The sequence below is a fragment of the Roseococcus sp. SDR genome, assembly GCF_019083995.1.
GTDB lineage: Bacteria > Pseudomonadota > Alphaproteobacteria > Acetobacterales > Acetobacteraceae > Roseococcus.
In genome coordinates, this window is record NZ_JAHRCU010000040.1 from 1 (window position 1) to 19,103 (window position 19,103).

The following is a 19,103-nucleotide window of genomic DNA, read 5'->3' on the forward strand; positions in this document are numbered from 1 at the left end:
TCGCGTTCGGCGAGCGCGGCCTTGGCCTCGGCCGCGACCTTCAGGCGTTCGGCGCCGCGGCGGCCCTCGGTGAGGGCGGCGGTGGCGGCCTGGGCCAGCGCATTGGCGGTGCCGGCCGCGCGCGTGGCGTCCTCCAGCGCGGTCGCGTGCTCGGCGGCGCGGGCGGCGGCGGCCTCGGGCGTCTCGGCGCCGGCCTCGGCCAGGAGGGTCTCGCGCTGGGTCTTCGCCTCGGTCCATGCCGCCTTGGCCTTGCCCTCCATCTCCGCGAAATGCGCCTGGATGCGCTGGTAGAGCGAGGTCTGGAACAGCGTGGCCAGGATCTCCTGGCGCTTGTTCGGCAAGGCCGTCAGCAGCTCGCGGAAGCGGCCTTGCGGCAGCAGCACGACCTGCCGGAATTCGTCCGCCTGGTAGCCCAGCAGCGCGGTGATGCGGTCGCGCACCGGGGTGGTCTGCTCGGCGAGGACGGCGAGCGCGTCATCTTCTCCGCGCTGCCAGAGCGTCACCTGCGGCGCGCGCTGGACGGGTCGGCCGCGCGTTCCGATGACGCTCTGCGCGGGCGAGCGCCGGATGCGATAGCGCCGCGCGCCGAGGGCGAAATCGAGCTCCACGAAGGTTTCGGTCGCGGGGGTGGCGTGGTGGCTGCGCAGGTCATTCGCGCCACGCTCCTTGCCGCTGCTCTCGCCGAAGAGGGCGAAGCAGATCGCGTCCAGCAGCGTGGTCTTGCCCGCGCCGGTCGGGCCATGGATCAGGAAGAGCCGGTGGGCCCCAAGTTCGGCGAGGTCGAATTGCTGTTCGGCCGCATAGGCGCCGAAGGCGGCGAGGCGGAGGATTTCCGGGCGCATGGGCTCAGTCCTCCGCGCGCATCGCGGCGTTGATCGCCAGGATGGCGGCCGCGCGTTCCTCCACGGCGAGGTCGCCCGCGCCGATGGCGGCACGGAAGGCCATCAGCGCCTCCAGCGGGTCATGTGGGATGCGCGCCGTGGGCGCCGCACCGGCCTCGCCCGAGGTGAGCGGGGATTCGAAGCGCAGTTCGAGCACGGAAGGGTAGCGCTCCTGAAGCGATGCCTTGGCGCCGAGCGGGCGGTCGGTGAGGATCACCTGAAGCCAGTCCTCGCGGCCCGGGCCGTCGGCGGCGGCCAGAACCTCGTCCAGCGTGCCGCGGATCACCCGGAGCGGATGGCGTGGGGTGAGCGCGAAATCCTCGGTGGTGACGCGGCCAGCGGCGTCCAGCTCCACCAGCGTCACGGATTTCGTGCTGCCCGCCTCGGCGAAGGAATAGGCGAGCGGCGAGCCGGAATAGGCGACGCGCCCCTCCGCCATGCTCTGCCGGCGATGCAGGTGGCCCAGCGCGGTGTAGTGGAAGCCCGCCAGATGCGCGGCCGAGACGGCGCCGCTGCCGCCCACCTGCAGCATGCGCTCGCTGTCGCTGGTCAGGCCGCCCGAGATGAAGGCGTGCGCGACCACGACCCTGCGTGCGCCGACGGGAGCGATGGCGCGAAGATTCGCGGCGACGGCAGCGAAGCCCGCATCATGCGTGGTGATGCCGGCCTCGGCGCCGAAGAGCTGGGCGAGCAGCGCGGGCGTGCCATAGCCGGCGGCGAGGATGGAAACCGGGCCGTGCGCGTCCTCGAAGGGGAAGGCGCGTCCCATCGCGCTGTCGCAGATGTGCAGCCCCGCATCGCGCAGGAGGCTGGAGCCGAAGGCCAGTCGCCGCTCGTCATCATGGTTGCCCGCGATCATCACGACGGGGATGCCGAGGCCGCGGATGATGCGCTGCAGCACCTCGTCCAGCAGATCGACGGAATCGGCGGGCGGCAGGGCGCGGTCATAGACATCGCCGGCCAGCAGCACGGCATCGGGCTTCGTCTCGCGCAGGATCTCGAGGAAGGCGCCGGTCAGCAGGCGCTCCTGCTCGGCGTGGAAGGATTGCCCGCAGAGCGCGCGGCCGAGATGCCAGTCGGCGGTGTGGAGAAGGCGCATGGGTGAGGGAGGACTCTCGCTGAGGGGGCAGGATACCAGAGGCTTGGGCGTCAGTCGCGCCGCAGCAGGGCCTCGGCCAGGGCGGGCAGGTCGTCCGGCCAGTAGCGCGGCGGGCGGGGCTGCAGCGCGCCCAGTTCCTCCATCGGGCGGCAGGACTGGATGGCCATGCGCCAGCGCATCGGCACGGCGGCGCTGCCCTGGGCCGCCCCCAGCAGGGCGCCGCAGATGGCGGCGTTGGTGTCGGTGTCGCCGCCTTCGGCCACGGTCCGCACCACCGCTTCTTCCAGCGGCGTGGCCTGCGCCAGATGGCGGAAGGCGTTCTGGAAGGCGATGAGGACGTAGCCCTGCTGGTGGATGAAGTTCGCCGGGCCTTCGCCCTGCCGCGCCAGCGCCAGGGCGATGCGCAGTTCATCCGGCGCGTCGCGCTGCAGTTCCGCCTCGGCCGCCTCCAGCATGGCCGCGGCGTCGCCCCCGGTGAGCGCGGTGGCGATGGCAGCGACGAAGCCGGCGGAGGCCGCCTGGCACATCGGGTTCGGGTGGGTGAGGCGCGCATCCTCCCGCGCGGCCTCGGCCGCCTCCCGCGCATGGCGGGCCCAGAGGCCGATGGGCGCGCAGCGCATCAGCGCGCCATTGGCCCGGCTATAGGCATTGGCGGCGCGGCGGGCTGCGGCGGCCACCCGGCCCTCCGGCGCGGCGGCGGCGGCCGAGAGCGCCTGGGCGGTGGTGCCGCCGATGTCGAAGGGGCGGGAGGCATGCCAGCCGGCATAGGCCGCGGCCACCGCCTCGGCCGACCATGCGGGACGGCCGGCCAGGATGCGCGCGAGGTCGAGCGCCAATTCGCTGTCATCCGTGGGCTGGCCGGCCATGGTGCTCCAGGTGCCGCCATCCGCCAGGTCACGCAGCCCGTCCGGATGGTGGCGGACGATCTCGGCGGGCGATTTGAACTCGACGAGCGAGCCGAGGGAATCCCCGGCGACCTGGCCGAAGAGGCAACCGAGTGCGCGGTCCAGCGCCACATCCCAGCCGCGTGGTGGCCAGGCGAGGCTGGTCCGCGGCTGCAGGGGGCGGCCCCCGGCGACGGCATTCCAATTGCGGTTGGACAGATCGCGCGCCACGCCCTGGGCGCCGCCGAAGCAGCGCCCGGCCTGACTTTCACCGGTCTGCGTGTAGGTGACGGGGCGCCCGGCCTCGTTCAGCAGCGCACCGCCCGCGCCGAGCAGCAGCGCGTGGCCGGCCGCATAGTCCCAGCCGCTGGTGGGGATGATCGAGGCCGCCGCCGCCGCATCCCCCGCGGCGACACGCGCAAGTCGATAGGCAATGGAGGGCTGGGCCACAAAGCGGGCGGGATGCAGGGCGCGGCCGTTGCCGAGGGGGAAGCGTGCGGCGGCGGGGGCCATCAGCACGACATCGCCGGCGCCGAGGCGCGCCCGGTCCAGCCGATGCGGCCAGGGGGCGCCGTCGCGGATCAGGTGGTCCAGCCCTTCGGCCCAGGCGATGGTGTCGGGGCCGCGATCGGGCGGCAGGGGCGCATGCACCACGCCCAGCAACGGCCGCCCCTCGTGCAGCAAGGCGATGGAGACGGCGCTGCCGCGCTGCCCGGTGAGGAAGGCGCTCGTGCCGTCCTGCGGGTCCACCAGCCAGCAGAAGCCGTTATCGGGACCTGGGGCGGCGCCGGTTTCTTCGCCACGCCAGGCGGCAGGAAGCAGGGTGAGCAGGGCGGTGCGGAGCAGGACTTCGATCGCGCCATCCACCGGCGCGTGAGCGCCCGTGCCGCGCGGCCCGCCCGGGCGGGTGGCTTCGGCGGTGATCATCCGCCCGGCCTGCTCGGCGAGGGCCATGACCTGTGGCAGCAATTGGCCGGGCAGAGGGTTGGGAAGCGGGCTGGGAAGCGGGCTCATGGCGGTGCCTCAGGCCCCCACGCGGGTGACGAGGCGCAGCGCGTTCAGCCGGGCCAGCTCCTCGTCACGCTCGCGCGAGAGGGCCTGCATCCGCTCGCTGCAGGCTTGCCGCTCGCCGGGGCCGCAGCCGGTGTCCACGGCCCGGATGCGTTCGTCGAAGATGCGCCGCGTCTCGGCCTGGCGCTGGGTGAAGAAGCCCTCGCGGCTCTGCTCGCTGGCGACGCCCGGCAGGTGGCCGGGGCGGGGGCAGCTCACCGCAATGTCGCGGGTGGATTTGCTGACGGTGACGGTGCCGGGCGTGGGGTTCACCACGGCGATGACGCCGCCATCGCGCGAGAGGGTGCAGCTGGCGCCGGGCGGCTCTGTCATGACGGCGATGCTCTGGCTGGTGCCGGTGGTGATGGTGGCGCAGGCGGGCAACAGGGCGGCCAGCAGCAGCACGGGAACAAGGCGTTTCAGGGACTTGAGCATGGGCAAGGCTCCTCCGTTCGCTTCCGGGGGTGCCGAAAGCGGTGTTGCGCGATGGGGTCTGGGCCGGATGAATGGTCCGCGTAGTTTCTATGCGTATTGCGAAACTGCGTCAACATAGTTTCTATGCGCATCATGAGCGGCGAATCGCCCCCGCCGCGCGCCACGGACCTCCGCTGGAGCCAGGAGGCGCGGCTGCGCGCCATTGACCTCGCTGCCTTCTGGGAGGGGCGGGTGAACCGCGCCGCCTTGATCCGCCGCTTCGGGATCTCGGTGCCGCAGGCGACGAATGACCTGCGCGACTACCAGGCGCGCGCGCCCGGCAACCTGCGCTACGACACGCGCGAGAAGACCTATCTCGCGGGGCCGGATTTCCGGCCGCTGTTCGGCGAGCCCAGCGCCGAGGCCTGGCTGCGCGACGCCGAGGCGCCGCATGGCCTGCCCGTCGAGATCATGCCGCTGCCCGCGCGACGGCTGGACCCCTGGTTGCTGCGGCGCCTGGCGCAGGTGCAGCGTGAGGGGCAGGCGCTGCATGTGCTCTACCAGCCGATGAACCAGCCCGAGCCCGCCTGGCGCTGGATCTCTCCCGTCGCCTTCGCGAGCGACGGGCTGCGTTGGCATCTGCGCGCCTGGAACCATGACGCGCTTCGGCACGAGCACCTGCTGTTTCCGCGCATGCTGGAGCTGGGTGCGGCACGTGACGCGGGCCCGCTGCCGCCTGACCCGGATTGGGAGCGGCGCTTCGCCGTCCGCCTGCGCCCGGCCGCGCGCCTCAATGCGGCACAGCAGCGCGTGGTGGCGGTGGATTACGGGATGGAGGATGGCGAGGCGGTGGTGGAGGTGCGGGTCGCGCTGCTCTTCCTGTTCCGGCGACGGCTCGGCCTGGATCGCGGCGATGGGCTGGTCGAGGTGGCGAATGCTGCGGAGATGGCCGCGGTGATGGCGGAGAGCAGCGCGCGCTTCACGGGCGGCGGGTGAGGCGTTCCCTGTGCGCGGACGTGTTGGTAGCGGCGAGCGGACTTGAACCGCTGACCCCGGCATCATGAGTGCCGTGGGCAATTGCTCAAAGCACCTCCCCGAACCATTGGCGCCGCTCACCCTCCGCATGGAGGGACAAGCGACGAGGTAGCAGGGCGACGACCTTGATCGTGAGGCGGCTGGGTTCTCCTTCGAGAGTTGCGGTACCCTCCGCGGGCACGAAACGGCCAGAGAACGCGACCGGCGGTGCCTTGCTCAAGAGGATGAACTTTTCCTCCCGCGTTACGCCTGACGCCGGCAGCAAAGTCGCCGCTATCGTCAGACGCGGCGGCGGTCGCGGTGCCGAACCACGACCAACCCATCCCAATAGGAGCAGGTCTCCTGATCTGCCGATCCGCGAGACCAGAAGCCAAGCCGAACCAATCACGCGGTCGCGGCCGCAACCAAGTCGAAGCCGCGCCGTCCCATGGACGGCCGTGACGAAACCCTTGCTCGTCATGCATCCTCTCTGCCTTGTGACCGCCCATGGATGTCAACTTGAGGTGGGCCACGTGAACCGCGCGTGATTCGCAGACCCATGCGTCGTGAGGGGGAGCCATGGCCATACCGCAAAACATGCTGCTCGCAGCGCGGAACGCGCTAGAGTTGGATGCGCCCGACGCCTCGGGAGCGGAACTCCTGACCATCCTTGGCTGGGATCACGCTACGCCGAGCGAGCAGCGTCTCGATCGCATGCGGCTGCTGCGTGCCGCGCTCGATTGCAGGCGTGTATTTGCCTTGTCCGCGCCGGATGCGCCCGGCTTGCACTGCTTCGGGGCCGAGATCGACCTGGGTCGGATCGCGGGCGACGTCGATCTTTCGCCGATCGGCACTTCCGGTGTCGGGCCGCACCCCGGTGAGGCTTTCGCAGCCTGTATCGGCGAGGTGGTCGAGATCGCGGCCCAGGTTGAAACGGTGGCGATGCGCCCCGCGCAAGGCCTACCCGACGAACTTGTGTTCTACCGTTGGCACGACGGTATGCCGCAACGAGTTCCGCGCGACCGCGCCCTCCGGCGGTCACCTGCGCGCGTCGTCTCGCCGGCCCCCATGCCGCTCTCTATCGGTTGCGCGGCTGCCCGCAGCGCCGCGGAGGCCAGGCTGCGAGCGACGCTGGAACTCGTCGAGCGCGACGCGGTCTGCCTCTGGTGGGTCGGCGGACGGCCCCCACGCCCTTTGGCGATGGAAGATGCTGGCGCAGCCAACGCCCTGCTCGCCACGCTCCGGCAGGGGAGTGGCACGCGTCGGTCCTGGTTACTGGACATCACGACCGATCTCCGCATTCCCGCCGTCGCGGCTGTCTCCTTCGCCGCAGAGGGGCGGGGCTTCTGCTGCGGCACCGCGGCACGCGCCACGTTGGGTGAGGCCGCCTGCGCCGCAGTCCTAGAACTCTGCCAGAATGAGCTCGCGCAGCATGTCGTGCGCCTGAAGCTGCAACAGCGTGGCGAGACCGCATTGAACCCACGCGATCAGGCGATGCGGGCCCGCTTTGTTCGCGTCACGACGGAAGCCGCGTGGCTGCTGCACCCGCGCGGCGAGCCCACGCGGCATCCGGGTGGCCATGCCGACCCGGACTACGCCTTCGAGGATGTGGCGAGGCGGCTCTCCGAGGCCGGTTTCCCGCTTTTGCTGTTCGAGCATGCTTCGCCAACCGGTATTCCGGTCTGGCGGGTCATCAGCGACGGGCTCTGCTGCACTCCCAGCCGTGACATACCCCCTCGCCTCGTCGCTGCCATCGCCGAGACGGGCGGCGGGCCCGGGCATCTTTTTGGTGTATCTCTGTTCCACTGAATTCATTAATTGCAATCTTCTGTCGCAATCCTTCTTCGGGCGAAGCAATGGTGGATTCGCTGCAAGCTCGTTCAACGGTATCTCATGGATTGAGCCGGGTGGATCTCTCCCTACTGGGCGGGTTTCGCCTGCTGCTGGACGGGTCGGAAGTCCGGCTGCGCAACCGCAAGGCACGTGCCGTGCTGGCTTCTCTCGCTCTGGCCTCAGGCCGCGAAGTAACGCGAGAGCGGCTGGTCGGGCTGCTCTGGAGTGAATCCTCGGAGGCGAAGGGGCGCGCATCGCTACGCCAGGTGGTGCACGAGTTGCGCGAGGTCCTGCCCGGCGCGCTTTTCTCGCCGGAGCGGCTGAGCCTCATCATGTTCGCCTCCGCCTGGCGTATTGACGTGCAGGAGCTGGAGGCGGTCCTGGAGGCGGGCCAGGTGCCGGCCAGCCTGACCGAAGTCCCGCTTCTGGCGGAAACCCTGATGGAAGGCTACGAGGATCTCGATCCGGCCTTCGGCGTCTGGCTCCTCACAAAGCGTCAGTCCCTGCAGGCGGGTTTGGCGCGGCGGCTCGGGGTGCTGCTGGCCGCTGCTTCGCCATCGGTCCGCCGCGCAGCGGCACGCGCCCTGCTGAGCCTCGATCCGACCAATGAGGAAGCCTGCCGCCACGCGATGCAGGCCGCAGTGGCGGAGGGTGACGTCGCGGGTGCCCTTCGCCTGTACGAGGCGCTCTGGAACCTCCTCGGCGAGGATTTCGACATGGAGCCTTCGCCGGCCACGCAGGAACTGGTCGCGGACATCAAGACGGGCCGATTGGCGCCGCCCACGCCAACGGCCACGGCGCGGCCGCAGGCGGCAGAGCCGGTCGTCCCGCCGCCCCAGACGCGCGCGCGGATGCTGCTCTTGATCGAGCCCTTCGCCGCGCATGGGGTGCCGGAGGAGCGCGCGCATCTCGTCCACGGCTTTCGGCATGACCTGATCGCCTGTCTCGTGCGGTTCCGCGAGTGGTTCGTGCTGGATGGCAGCACCATGCCCTCCGAGTCTGCCCTGGCGGGGCGCGTCTCCAGCCGCTACGCCATCGGCGCCACGGCCTACCAGGCTGGCGAGCGGATCAGTCTTGTGTTGACCGTGCGCGACAGCGAGAGTGGCGTCGTCGCGTGGAGCGAGCGCATGGACCTCGACCTCGCCAGCTGGTTCGAGGCGCAGAGCCGCTTCGTGCGCGGGATCGCAATGTCCCTCACCAGCCAGATCTCGGCGACGCGCCTGTCCAGCATCGCGGAGCGGGCCGATGTCTCGCTGGCCGCCCATGACCGCTGGTTGCTGGGGCAGAGCGTGATCCGCGGCTTCAGCCCGGACAGTTGGGAGACGGCGCGCGCCCTGTTCCGCGAGGCCATCGCTCAGGATCCAGGCTTCTCTCCGGCCTATAGCAGCCTCGCCCAGCTCGATAATGTCGAACACATCGTCAATCCGGGCATCTGGCGCGACCAAGCGCGGTCCGAGCGCTCGCTCGAATACGCGCGGCGCGCCGTGCAATGCGACCCGATGGACAGCCGGGCACAGCTTTGCCTCGGCTGGTCGTTCGCCATGCTCGGCCAGCATGACCGCGCCACCACCCCGATGCAGCTCGCCTGCGAGTTGAACCCGAATGACAGCTGGACCCTCATCTCCGCCTCGCTCTTCCACAGCTTCGCGGGCCATCACCGCGAAGCGGCCCAACTGGCGGCGGATTCACTGGAGATGACAGTCTCGCCCGGCCTGACGCATTGGGGATACCAGGTCACCATCGCCTATCTGCGCGGGGACGACCGTGCGACGCTCGACGCCTGCGACCGCGCGGAGGATGTGATCCGCACCCTGCCTGCCTGGCGCGCGGCCGCGTCCTACAAGCTGGGTGACGCCCTCGGTGCCGCCGCCGGCGCGCAACGTTTCTTCGACAAGGTGCGGGCCGCCTGGCGTGGTGCGGGGCCCGCGACCGAGGAAGCGATGGGGCATTGGCTGCTCCATCTCTATCCGATCAGCACGGCGCAGAACTGGGAGCGGCTGCGCGAGGGCGTGGCCGGCGCCGGAATTCCCGACGCCGGCATGCGGCACGGCCGCTGGTAGCCGCAAGGATCAGGCGCAATTGCCGATGGTGTAGTCGCCGATCCGCGCATCGTCGAAATGGATCTTGTCCTGCGGCGAGGCGTTCTGCTGCGCACCAGGGGCCGTGACCGTTCCGTAGAACCCCGGCACGTTATAGGAGTCGCCTCCGCGGAGCCGGTTCTCGTGCTCCTCCACCATCTCCACCGGAGGCAGCCGCAGGACGAGCTCGTCGGCCCGGTGCGTGATGATGCGCAGGCGCTTGAAGTCGCGCGGTTCGGTCTTCAACCCGGCGCCGGAATCGATGATCTGCTGCCGGAAGGTCTCCAGGTCGTCATCCTTCGGAATGGGAATCTCGCCCCGGACCCACTGCTTGATCAGGCGGCCCAGCTGATCGGGGTTGATCACTTCGAAGGCTTTCGGAACGGTCGGCTTGGCGGCTGAACTGGACATGTCTCGGTCTCCTCTTTGTGTCACAGGAAGGGGGGTGTCGCGTCCTGCAGCGCGTTGCACTCGGCGACGAAGGTGATCAGCCGGGCCATCGTCGAGATGCCCTCCGCCCCGTCCAAGGCCGCACCGAAGCCGAAGCCGGCCGCGAGTTTGCCCAGGGGGGTGGCGGCGCGCTCGTCTTGCAGCGGGTCGTCCAGCATCTGGCCGAACAGCACCTCGCCCACGAGGATGGAGCCCAGGCGCCCAAGCCGGGTGCCGCCGGTTTCCGCCTCGGCCTCGAACAGGACGTAGAAGGGCAGCGGCGGGTCCTCCGCCAGCCAGTCGATGACCGTGCGGTGCGCCTCCGGCGATCGGGTCCGGCTGAGCAGCCAGTTCCTCAGCGCCTCGGCGCGTTCGGTGGCCGAGGCGAGGCCGCCGCCGGCCAGCAGGCCGGCCCAGGCGCCACCGAGCTGTGTGGTCAGCGCGCCGATGCGCGCATAGAGCGCATCCACGCTCCAGAGGCCGGACCGCGCCGCGCTCATCTGGTCACGAAACGCGACATTCCCGCGCCACGGATCCCCTGCTCCCGCCGGGCCCGGCCAGGCGAAGTGGTGGCTGTCGAACAGGCCGTGCGAATGGCGCGGCGTGATTCGCAGGCTCGCATTGGGCCGGATGGCCCCGGCCGGCGCGATCTCGAAGAAGTGGCTCCACCCCAGGATCCAGCTCTGGTCCAGCGGCATGCGGCGAGGATTGCGCGCGCTGGTGGCGGAGAGCGCGTCGCTCACGGAAAGCGGGGTCGGGGCTCCGGGCATGCGGTAGGTGGGGCGCACCATGGCGTGGGCGAAGCGGAAGGCGGCGTGGGAAAACTCCAGCGGGACGGCAGGATCGGCGGAGCGATCCAGCAACTGGTCCGGCGCTGCGGCCTGCCAGATGGTCTGATACACCTTCAGGACATCGGGATGCAGCAGCCGCGCCAGGACATCCTCCCGCAGGATGCGCCGATACAGCAGCGTGGTGGCCTCGCGGGCGCAGGCGAAGCGGTCCTGCGGCGCGGCGCGGCCGCTCGGCAGCAGGTCGAGCAGGGTGTTGTGCAGGAGATGGAACAGCGCCGTCATCTGCGCCAGGAAGGCGTTGTCCTCGTTCCTCGGGTCGCAGATGAGCGGATCGGCCAGCACGCCCGCCGCCGGCCCGGCCCCAGGCCCCGGCATCGGCGGAATGGCGACGCGCCCGATGTCGCGCAGGGGCGCCGCCCCGCCGGGTGAGAGCGGCTTCATCGGGCCCAGGCGAAGACGCGAACGCGAGGCATCCCTCGCATCGTCGGGCTCATAGGCGTGCGGACAGACCGAGGGCCCGCCGCCGTACAGCGTCTCGAGCCGCAGCCGCGCCGGGCGCGCGTTGCGCACGTGGTTCAGCGCCTCCGGCAGCGCCCAGAACGGCGTCGGCGTCGCGACGCAATCATGCGCCACGAGTTGCAGGAGATAGGTGTAGCCTGAGGGAATGGTCGGGTTCTCGAAGGCCGAATGATCGGCGGTCATCGCCGTCTCGAAGGCCATGAGCCGCGCCAGGACGGCGAGGCGTGCCTGCAGCTCCGCCTCGGGGATTTCCTCGGCCCATCGCTGCGTCGGCGCGCCGAACATGTGGCGATACCCGATCGCGGTCATGGGCGCGGCCACGGCGCTCATGCGCACCGGGATGCTTCCCCGCCCGAAGACCTTGCCGCCGTGACTGGACGCCATGCCGCGCTCCACATGTCCTGACCCGACCATGCCCGCGCGCCCGTGATTCCATCGTGAGAGCGCGCCGGCGCCGCCCTCTCACGCTGTGCTGACACGGCGCAGTCCAGCCTGTGCCCACCGCGGCGATCAGGCCCGGAGCAGGAACTGGGGAGCGCTTCCATGGAATACGCCTACAAGGTGGGGGGCCAGGATGTGGCTCTCGAAGTCGATCGCACCGTCGTCGCCGTGCGCTTCGACGACACGATCCCGAAGAGCGGACGTGCCCGCGCCACCGCCGCGGTGCGCGGGCTGAGCCCCTTCACCGCCCGCTACGAAGTGCCCGGCGAAAGGCTGACGCTGGTGCCGGTGCCGCCGCCCGCGCTGGGAGGCGTCTCGCCCATGGCCGCGATCGGCGCCCTCAACGGGCAGCCTGAGGTGGCGCGGGCGCTGCCGGTCTTCCGCGTCGGCGCCAACAAGGCGGTGCCGACCGAGAGGGTGATCCTGGGCCTGCATGCCGGTCGTGATCCGGAAGCCGTCGCGCGGAAGCACGGGCTGAAGCTGGCCGGACAAGCCGGGGGCGATGCCGTGGTCGCCACCATCCCAGACGACAGCGACGTCTTCGCCGTGTGCCGGGCGCTGGATGAGGATGCCGACGTGGACTACGCCGAGCCCGACTTCGTCACCATCGGCCGCCGCCTCACCACCTTCGTGCCGGTGCAGCCGGGCCCGCTGGACCCGATGCAGGACCAGCAATACGCGCTGAAGCTGATCGGGGCGCTGGCGGCGCAACGCCTGGCGCCGGCCCAGCGCGACGTCCTGGTCGCCATCCTCGACGAAGGGGTGGCGACCACGCATCCCGACCTGGCGCAGGCCGTCGCCGGCACCTTCGACGGGGTGGATGCGGACAGCTTCCAGGAGCCCAACCCCTGGGACGGCCATGGCACCGCCTGCGCCGGCCTGGCCGTGGCGATCGGCGGCAACGGGATCGGCATCCGCGGCGTCGCCGCCGGGGCCGGCCTGCTCGCCGGCCGCATCGCCTATTCGGACGGCGAGGGGCGGCCTTGGGTGACGACGACAGGCCAGATCGCCCGCACCATCGCCTGGGCCTGGCGGAGCGCGGGCGCCTGGATCATCAGCAACAGCTGGGGCGGCCTCCCGCCGTCCAGCACCGTCGAGCGTGAGCTGGAGGGCGCCCGCACGCGGGGCCGCGGCGGCCTCGGCTGCGTCATCGTCATCGCGGCGGGCAATGATGGGCGGCAGGTGCTCTATCCCGGCAGCCTGCCGGAGATGCTCACCGTCGGCGCCAGCAACCAGTTCGACGAGGTGAAGAGCTGGGACAGCGCCGATGGAGAGAATGGCTGGGCGAGCAGCCGCGGCCCCGAGGTCTCGGTCGTGGCGCCGGGCGTACGCAATCTCACCACCGCGATCGGCAACGGCTATGACCCGGTGTTCAACGGCACCTCCTCCGCCACGCCGATCGTGGCAGGCGTCGCCGCGTTGATCCTCTCCGCCCGGCCCGACCTGCCCGAGGTCGCGGTGCGCCGGATCATCCGCGAGACGGCGGTGAAGATCGGCCCTTTCCCCTATGCCGGTGGCCGCAACGACGCCGCCGGCTTCGGCCGGGTGGACGCGCTCGCCGCGGTCCAGGCCGCCATCGCCCATCCCTGATCCCGCACCCCAACCAGATGGAGAGTTCCATGCATCGCCAACTCGCGCGCTTCGCCGCGCTTCTCATGGCCACCACGATGCTCGGCGGCGAAGCCGTGGGGCAGACGGCCGCCTGCTTCCCCCCCGCCCCGCCGGGCGGCACCCCGACCCAGGAGCCGAGCGCCTGGCGCAGCGTCGTCGTCAGCCGGGACGCCCATCCGGACGTCTTCACCCAGGCGGCGCCCGAGCTGGACTTCTCGCTCGGCCGCGCACTGGGTGCGATCATCGCCTCGGCCGGGGCGGCGGACAGCCAGCCCGCGCGGGTCGCCCTGCTGCGCTCCATGCTCGACACGCTGCGGCAGGAGAGCTTCACCCATCCCGAGACCGGGATGGCCATCCGCGTCACGCCGCGCCCGAACGAGGCCGCGCTCAACCCGCAGGACATGCTGCGCGCCACGGGGCGGGATGGCTTCCGCCCCGTCGCCGTCTTCAACCGCTTCGACCTGCGCGACATCCAGGGCGGCGATTGCGGCGAGCATCGCATCGTCTATGCCAAGGGCGACGGCCAGGACCAGCTGGACCGGATGACGCTGATCTTCGAGGCGCGGATTCCCAATGGCACGGGCCGGCCCGAGGCCTGCCGCCCCATCGCCGAATTCTGGCAGCGCCTCACCGACCCCGGGATGAGTGCCGCCGCTGTGGCCAGCTCCCTCGCCGGCTTCTTCTTTCGCGGCGATGTGGATGGCGACGGGCGTTCGGATCTGCCCGATGGTGGCGCCGTGATCAGCGCGCGCGCCTTCTCGGCCGGGATCGGCCAGGTCCGGGGCAACCTGTTCGTCACGCGCGGCCAGCCCGCCCGGTTTCCGTGGGAGTTGCGCGAATGGAACATCGCGGTCGCGCAGGGTCAGCCGGCCTTTCTGGCCGCGACCGTGAAGGAGAATCCGCTTCCGGCCCTGTGGCGCGCGCCCGCCTCCGGCGACCCCTCGGGCATGGCCGCGCTGCGCACGGCCTTCCAGGCGGAGATGGCGACCGCGATCACCGACCGCCTGCTGCAGCCCGAGGCGGAGAGCCCCGGCCTGCGCTCGCTGACGCGGCTGCTTGGAACCCTGGGCGCGGGCTTTCCCGGCCGCTTCGACGCCTTCGTGAGTGTCTCGGGCGATCGGCAGGAGGACCCGCTGGCCATCGTCGCCCCAGCGCTGCGCGCCGCCATTGCGGCGCGCGTCGCGGCCAATGCGGCGGCCCAGGCCTGCGGAACCACGGCGGAGCATGTGCTGGCGCGTGCGGGCGCCATGACCTGCGCCGGATGCCACCAGCTTTCGGTGCGGCAGAATGTCGCGAGCGATGCGCGCTGGCCCGACGTCGCCGGCATCTTCGTGCATGTGGATGAGGGAGGGCGGCTCTCGCCCGCACTCACCGACCACTTCCTGCCGCATCGCCGGCAGGCGCTGCGCGCCTATCTTGAGGAGACGGCGCCATCCCTCGCCGGACCGGCCAGCCCGGCCATGACACAGCTCTTCAATCGCCGCACGCATTGAAACCGAACCGGACAGGAGCATTCCCGATGAAGAAGCAACCCAGCCTGCGGGCCGCGGCCAGCCTGGCCGCCGCCCTGATGGTGAGCGCCTGCGGCTATCGCCAGACGGTGATTTCCCAACCGGTGGCGGAGAGCCCCGACGCGGGCCCGGCCGATCCGGGCGGCGTGGTCTATTCGCTGCCCATGAGCCTCGTCACCATTCGCGGCGAGTTGAAGGATGGCGTGGTGACCTACACGCCCTCGGTCAGCATCGTCGGTGACCCGGCCGCCCAGTTCCGGCTGCGGCATATCGCCTCCGGCTGGACCGATGATGATCTGAACTTCACCGTCGGCACCAGCGGGCTGCTCAACTCCTCGCGGGCGGCGCTCACTGACCGGCGCGCAGAATTCGCGGTGCAGATCGCGCGCTCCGTCGGTGCCGCCGCGGGGGCGGTTGTGAATCCGATGCGCGCGGGGAGAGGTACTGGCGCGACGCGGCCTGATCCCGCGGCCTATCCCTTCACCACCGTGCTGGGGGTGCGGGAGCTGCTGGACGGCGCCGTGCTGCCCGATGGCGCGCGGGTCACCATGGTATCGGCGCCGCCGCAGCTTCGGCCGCGGGAGAGCAGCGAGACGCCGGCATGCACCTTCTCGGTCTGCTACCGCAGCGTGGTGCCGGTCACCCTCGCGATCGTGCCGCGCGGCGGCCGGCCGGAAGCCGCCAACCGCTTCAGCGTCACGCTGGTGAATCCGCACCGGACCGAGGGCATCAACCTGCTCGGCGCGCCGCTCGTCACCCGCACCACGAGCGTCACCTTCGAGAACGGGCTGCTGACCGGAAGTTCGGTGGTGATGCCGAGCACGGCCGTCGCCGCCGCGCGCATCCCCTATGACGTGATCAAAGCCGGCCTCAGCGCCTTCGGGGACATCCTTTCGGTCCGTGTGACAAACACGAACAGCCAGGCGGAGCTGATCGCGGCGCAGACCTCCATCCTGAACAACACGCGCTCGCAGATCGATGCGCAGCGTCAGCTGAACGAGGCCCGCGCCCTGGCGGGCGGGGCGGGGCCCGCGGTGATCGGCGCGGGAACGGCCCCCTGAGCGGAGAGGGCCGGCCCATCTCCGGGCCGGCTGCCACTGACCTTGGCAGCCGGCCACGGCGGGCACCTCTCTTTCGCCCCGCATCGCGAGATCCAAGCCCAACGGTGTGCAAGATTGGGATTGGGCGGGCGCGTGCCCCCATGCTTGGCCTGTTCGCCGGATGGCTCACGGCGCGGCGGCATGGGGACGCGCACAGGGCGGGTGCGTCAGGGCATGACCATCATGCCGCGCATCATCTTGATGAGGAGAGACGGCAGGAGGGTGTGAACGCGGCGGCGAAGGCCGTGACGGCGGCGGCCGTGCAGCCGCGGGCGGACAGCCAGCATCAGGCTCCGTGATGGGCGCTCTCACCAAATGGCCAGCAAGGCGAGCAGGGTCGTTGTCGGAAGGCGAAGCCGCCAGATTGTACGCTCAGCTTCGATGTCAAAATGGAACATGGACCGAAGCGGGTGTCCGGTCGGCCCTCTGCCTGTGGCGGCTTGTGACCGCCAGGAACTGAAGCCCCAGCCAAAACGGCGCCTATGGATATGTCCTGGAAGTGTTGGTAGCGGCGAGCGGACTTGAACCGCTGACCCCGGCATTATGAGTGCGGGCGTTCCGTCACCTAGAAAATTGAAAACAAACTAATTTCGCAGGGATTGTGCCCGGCTTGCCCAGGTTGTGCCCAATGTGTCGAAGGCTTAGGGCGCCCGGCCCTTACGGATCCCGCTGCCACATTGCCGAGTTAGCTGCGGCTGCCCAGAGGCGCCGCACCTCCCGCTCATCACAGGCCACCACATCGCCGCTCGTCTCATTACCTGGCGCGAGCAAGCATAGATCCACCAAGTCAGGCGCGATCAGATCGAACGGTAACGGATGGCTGCGGCGGTCAGTGACCAGCCGCGCATCGGCCCAACTAACAATCGGAGCCGGCTCCTCGAAACCTGTATCAACCTCGCCAAAGGCGCGGCCCACCACCGCGAGTCCATTTGCAAACCAGGGGGCCTCGCCCACCACAAGGCCGAATCGCTTACGGCCGAGAGCACCCATAGCCCTTGCAACCTTGGCCTCAGCACCGGGCAACAGGTGATCCGGCTTGACTTCAACATAGATGCGGCCGGACGGTCCAAAGATAAGAAAATCGGGCATCCATCCTCCGATTGCTTCTGGCTCATACTCCCAATGCCAAGAAACACTATCAAAGAATGCTGCCCATTTTGCTTCTAGCCGACTGCGCAGCTTGCGGCCTTTGTAGCTGGTCGGCCTTGCGGGCCATCGCCGATTTTCGGTCATGCGTGACCACCTATTCCGATCGATGCGCAGTTGTAGCGGCGTATGACCCGTGGGCCAATTATGCCAGCGCGGCGCGGATCCGCGCGCTGCGATCCTTCACATCCTCGAGGCCGATCTCGCCGCCATTCCAGCGGCGCCGCAGCTCCACCTCGGCGCCGGCATCCGCCAGGCGGTTTCCGCTCACCGAAGCCCAGAACTCCACCGCCGCGCGCGCCGCGCCTCGGCGCGTCTCGAGCGGCGAGGCCTCGCCCGTGAGCTCCTCGATCGGCACGCCCAGCACCCGCGCGAGCGCGGTGTAGTTATCCCGCCCCGTTGTCATGGCGCCGCCTCGGCCGCGATGCCGCCACCCGTCGCCCGGCTGCATGTTGCCCATGCGGCGCGCATAGACCCGCTCGGCGAGCGCCTGCGGATTGGCGACATAGGGCAGCGCATCCTCGCGCCTCGGAAACCGTTTCGGCCAAACCGCCATGATTCGCTCGGCCGTCGAATAATGCAGGATCTCGACCAGGCGCGAGAGGCCGCCCGTCTCATGCGTCACGTTGCCCAGGAAGGCCGCCAGGCGCGCATCGGTGATGATCTGCATCCGCTGCATTTCCGGCGCCAGCACCGCCGCCCAGGCCGCCGGCTCGAGCGTGCGCGCGGCCCGCAGCGCGCGCTCGACGCGCATCGAGAAGCCATCGACCGCGAGCGGCGCGAGGAACACCGCAGGCGCCTCCGGCTCGGCGATGCCGAGCGCGCGCCAGGTGCTCGGCCCGACCACGCCATCGGCGAGAAGGCCTGGCTGCTCATCCTGCCAGGCCGCAACCGCCGCCGCCGTGGCCGGCCCAAACCAGCCATCGGCCGGCGCCACACCGAGGCGGCGCTGCAGCCAGGCGACATCGGCGCCACGCGGCACACCGAGCCGCAGCACGCGATCGCCGATCGCGCGCGGCGCCGGCAGCTGCGGGATGATCACCGCATCATGCGGCACCTGCGCGGCCGCCGGCTGCTGCACCTGGCGCGGCGGATCCTGCTGCACCTGGCGCGCCGGCTCCGGCTGCACCTGGCCGCCACCTGGCGCGATGCGGCGCCACAGATCCCGCCAGCTCACCGGAGCACCGCCTGGCCGAGCTTGCCCAGCTCGCCGCGCAGCATGCCGGCGAGCTGCTCATCACTGAGCCGCCGCGCGCTATCCGGGAAATTGTGCCGCATCACGGCCACCCCGGCCGCGATCATGTCCTGGCTTGCCACCTGCACATCAGGCCGCGCGGCGATGTCGGCGAGGATCTGGCCGGCCACGCGCGCCGCCCCCTCGCCGAGGCGCGCCTGCACCAAGTTGAGCACATGCTCGCGCGCGAGCTTCACCAGCTCGCGCACCAATGCCGCCACGGCCACGGCCGCCAGCATCAGGAAGGCTTGCGCCACCTGCTCCATCATCGTCTCCCGTTGTCAGAAATGCCGCGCAGATCGCGGCCAGGTTCAGCCCGCGAGAATCCGCGGTGCCTTCAACGCCGCTCGGCGCGCGAGGCGATCGCCCGCTCGAGGAGCTCACTGATCAGGCCCGTGCCGAGCAGGCCGAGCGCGGCCGAGAGGCCGACGATCACGCGCACGTCTTTCGCCTCGAGGAAGGCCGAAACGCCAATGGCGATCACGGCGCAGACCACCGCCTCGGCGCAGCGCGCGGCCAGGCTCTCGAGCGAGAACGGCGCGGGCGACTTGCGCGCCCGCACATAGCCTGCGAGCAGCGCCGAGCCGCCCGCAAGCGCGAGCTCATACACCGCCGGCAGCATGCCCGGAGGCGGCTGCGGCCCCTCGAGGTTCATGCGCGAATCTCCCGCCCGAGGATCTCGGCCGCGCGGCCCGTTGCGTGCTCCATCATCCCGCCCCCGTTCAAAAGAACTCGATCACATCGATGTAACCATTCCCGCCGCTCGAGCCGTTGCCGCCCGACCCGCCGATCGCCGAGCCGCCGCCGGATCCACCCGCGCCGAGGCCCGGCGTGCCGCCATTGCCACCAGGCCCGGCGGCATTGCCGCCACCACCGCCGCCGGAGGAATCACCGATGCCACCGATCACCGCGCCATTCGCGCCATTGCCACCGCCCGCCGCGCCGCCTGCGGCGGCCGTGAGGCCCGCTTTCAACGGCACGCGGCCGGCACCGCCCGCGAAGGCGACACCCGCCGCCGAGACGCCGCCCCCGGCCGCGCCGCCGGCCGTATAGGTGCCGGCCGGCGCC

16 protein-coding genes, 1 tRNA gene and 1 pseudogene are annotated in these 19,103 nt (G+C 70.7%); 6 read left to right on the plus strand and 12 right to left on the minus strand.

Features of this window, described 5'->3' with window-relative positions; translation table 11 throughout:
* The 4 genes from KTR66_RS23985 to KTR66_RS24000 all read right to left on the minus strand — a co-directional run.
* Window positions 1-842: AAA family ATPase (locus tag KTR66_RS23985; RefSeq protein ID WP_213617259.1), on the minus strand; the 842-nt coding region annotated here is incomplete at its 3' end.
* 4 nt (window positions 843-846) lie between these two features.
* Window positions 847-1,980 (minus strand): exonuclease SbcCD subunit D, encoded by a 1,134-nt coding sequence (locus KTR66_RS23990; RefSeq protein ID WP_213617261.1) that lies wholly within the window; start codon window positions 1,978-1,980, stop codon window positions 847-849.
* Window positions 1,981-2,030: 50 nt separating this feature from the next.
* Window positions 2,031-3,878: an inositol monophosphatase family protein gene (locus KTR66_RS23995; protein ID WP_213617263.1), complete on the minus strand. Its 1,848-nt coding sequence runs from the start codon at window positions 3,876-3,878 to the stop codon at window positions 2,031-2,033.
* Between the two features lie 9 nt (window positions 3,879-3,887).
* A complete protein-coding gene (locus tag KTR66_RS24000; protein WP_213617265.1) occupies window positions 3,888-4,349 on the minus strand; it encodes a hypothetical protein in 462 nt (153 codons plus the stop codon).
* Between the two features lie 123 nt (window positions 4,350-4,472).
* On the opposite strand from KTR66_RS24000, the gene KTR66_RS24005 reads away from it, so the two are divergent.
* Window positions 4,473-5,324: a hypothetical protein gene (locus tag KTR66_RS24005; protein WP_213617267.1), complete on the plus strand. Its 852-nt coding sequence runs from the start codon at window positions 4,473-4,475 to the stop codon at window positions 5,322-5,324.
* A gap of 24 nt (window positions 5,325-5,348) precedes the next feature.
* Here the strand turns inward: KTR66_RS24005 and KTR66_RS24010 are convergent.
* Window positions 5,349-5,441: transfer RNA gene (locus tag KTR66_RS24010), tRNA-OTHER, on the minus strand.
* Window positions 5,442-5,921: 480 nt separating this feature from the next.
* Between KTR66_RS24010 and KTR66_RS24015 the strand changes: the two genes are divergently transcribed.
* Complete coding sequence (locus tag KTR66_RS24015; RefSeq protein WP_213617269.1) at window positions 5,922-7,151, plus strand: YcaO-like family protein; 1,230 nt, start codon at window positions 5,922-5,924, stop codon at window positions 7,149-7,151.
* Window positions 7,152-7,249: 98 nt separating this feature from the next.
* Complete coding sequence (locus KTR66_RS24020; protein WP_213617270.1) at window positions 7,250-9,235, plus strand: BTAD domain-containing putative transcriptional regulator; 1,986 nt, start codon at window positions 7,250-7,252, stop codon at window positions 9,233-9,235.
* Between the two features lie 9 nt (window positions 9,236-9,244).
* On the opposite strand, the gene KTR66_RS24025 is transcribed toward KTR66_RS24020, so the two are convergent.
* Entirely contained in the window at window positions 9,245-9,664 is a 420-nt protein-coding gene (locus KTR66_RS24025) for a hypothetical protein (protein WP_213617272.1), read from the minus strand.
* A 20-nt stretch (window positions 9,665-9,684) separates the two neighbouring features.
* Window positions 9,685-11,376 carry a peroxidase family protein gene (locus KTR66_RS24030; RefSeq protein WP_213617274.1) on the minus strand — a complete coding sequence of 564 codons (1,692 nt, stop codon included), beginning with the start codon at window positions 11,374-11,376 and terminating at the stop codon, window positions 9,685-9,687.
* Between the two features lie 159 nt (window positions 11,377-11,535).
* On the opposite strand from KTR66_RS24030, the gene KTR66_RS24035 reads away from it, so the two are divergent.
* The 3 genes from KTR66_RS24035 to KTR66_RS24045 are packed head-to-tail and all read left to right on the plus strand — an operon-like array spanning window position 11,536 to window position 15,616.
* Window positions 11,536-13,023 (plus strand): S8 family serine peptidase, encoded by a 1,488-nt coding sequence (locus KTR66_RS24035; RefSeq protein ID WP_213617276.1) that lies wholly within the window; start codon window positions 11,536-11,538, stop codon window positions 13,021-13,023.
* Between the two features lie 29 nt (window positions 13,024-13,052).
* Window positions 13,053-14,537, plus strand: coding sequence for a hypothetical protein (locus KTR66_RS24040; RefSeq protein WP_213617278.1), 1,485 nt, complete (start codon window positions 13,053-13,055; stop codon window positions 14,535-14,537).
* A 26-nt stretch (window positions 14,538-14,563) separates the two neighbouring features.
* Window positions 14,564-15,616, plus strand: a complete 1,053-nt coding sequence (locus KTR66_RS24045; RefSeq protein WP_213617280.1) for a hypothetical protein — start codon at window positions 14,564-14,566, stop codon at window positions 15,614-15,616.
* 696 nt (window positions 15,617-16,312) lie between these two features.
* On the opposite strand, the gene KTR66_RS24050 is transcribed toward KTR66_RS24045, so the two are convergent.
* The 5 genes and pseudogenes from KTR66_RS24050 to KTR66_RS24070 form a co-directional block, all read right to left on the minus strand.
* Entirely contained in the window at window positions 16,313-16,888 is a 576-nt protein-coding gene (locus KTR66_RS24050) for a hypothetical protein (RefSeq protein ID WP_213617282.1), read from the minus strand.
* A 58-nt stretch (window positions 16,889-16,946) separates the two neighbouring features.
* The gene (locus KTR66_RS24055; RefSeq protein WP_213617284.1) at window positions 16,947-17,978 is read right to left on the minus strand and encodes a peptidoglycan-binding protein; all 1,032 of its coding nucleotides are present in this window, start codon (window positions 17,976-17,978) and stop codon (window positions 16,947-16,949) included.
* Window positions 17,975-18,292 carry a hypothetical protein gene (locus tag KTR66_RS24060; protein ID WP_213617286.1) on the minus strand — a complete coding sequence of 106 codons (318 nt, stop codon included), beginning with the start codon at window positions 18,290-18,292 and terminating at the stop codon, window positions 17,975-17,977. Before KTR66_RS24060 ends, KTR66_RS24055 begins: the two co-directional genes overlap by 4 nt.
* An 80-nt stretch (window positions 18,293-18,372) precedes the next feature.
* On the minus strand, window positions 18,373-18,690 hold the full coding sequence (locus KTR66_RS24065; protein WP_213617288.1) for a phage holin family protein: 318 nt from the start codon (window positions 18,688-18,690) through the stop codon (window positions 18,373-18,375).
* 67 nt (window positions 18,691-18,757) lie between these two features.
* Window positions 18,758-19,103 (minus strand): annotated as a pseudogene (locus tag KTR66_RS24070) (PE family protein); the annotation flags it as partial.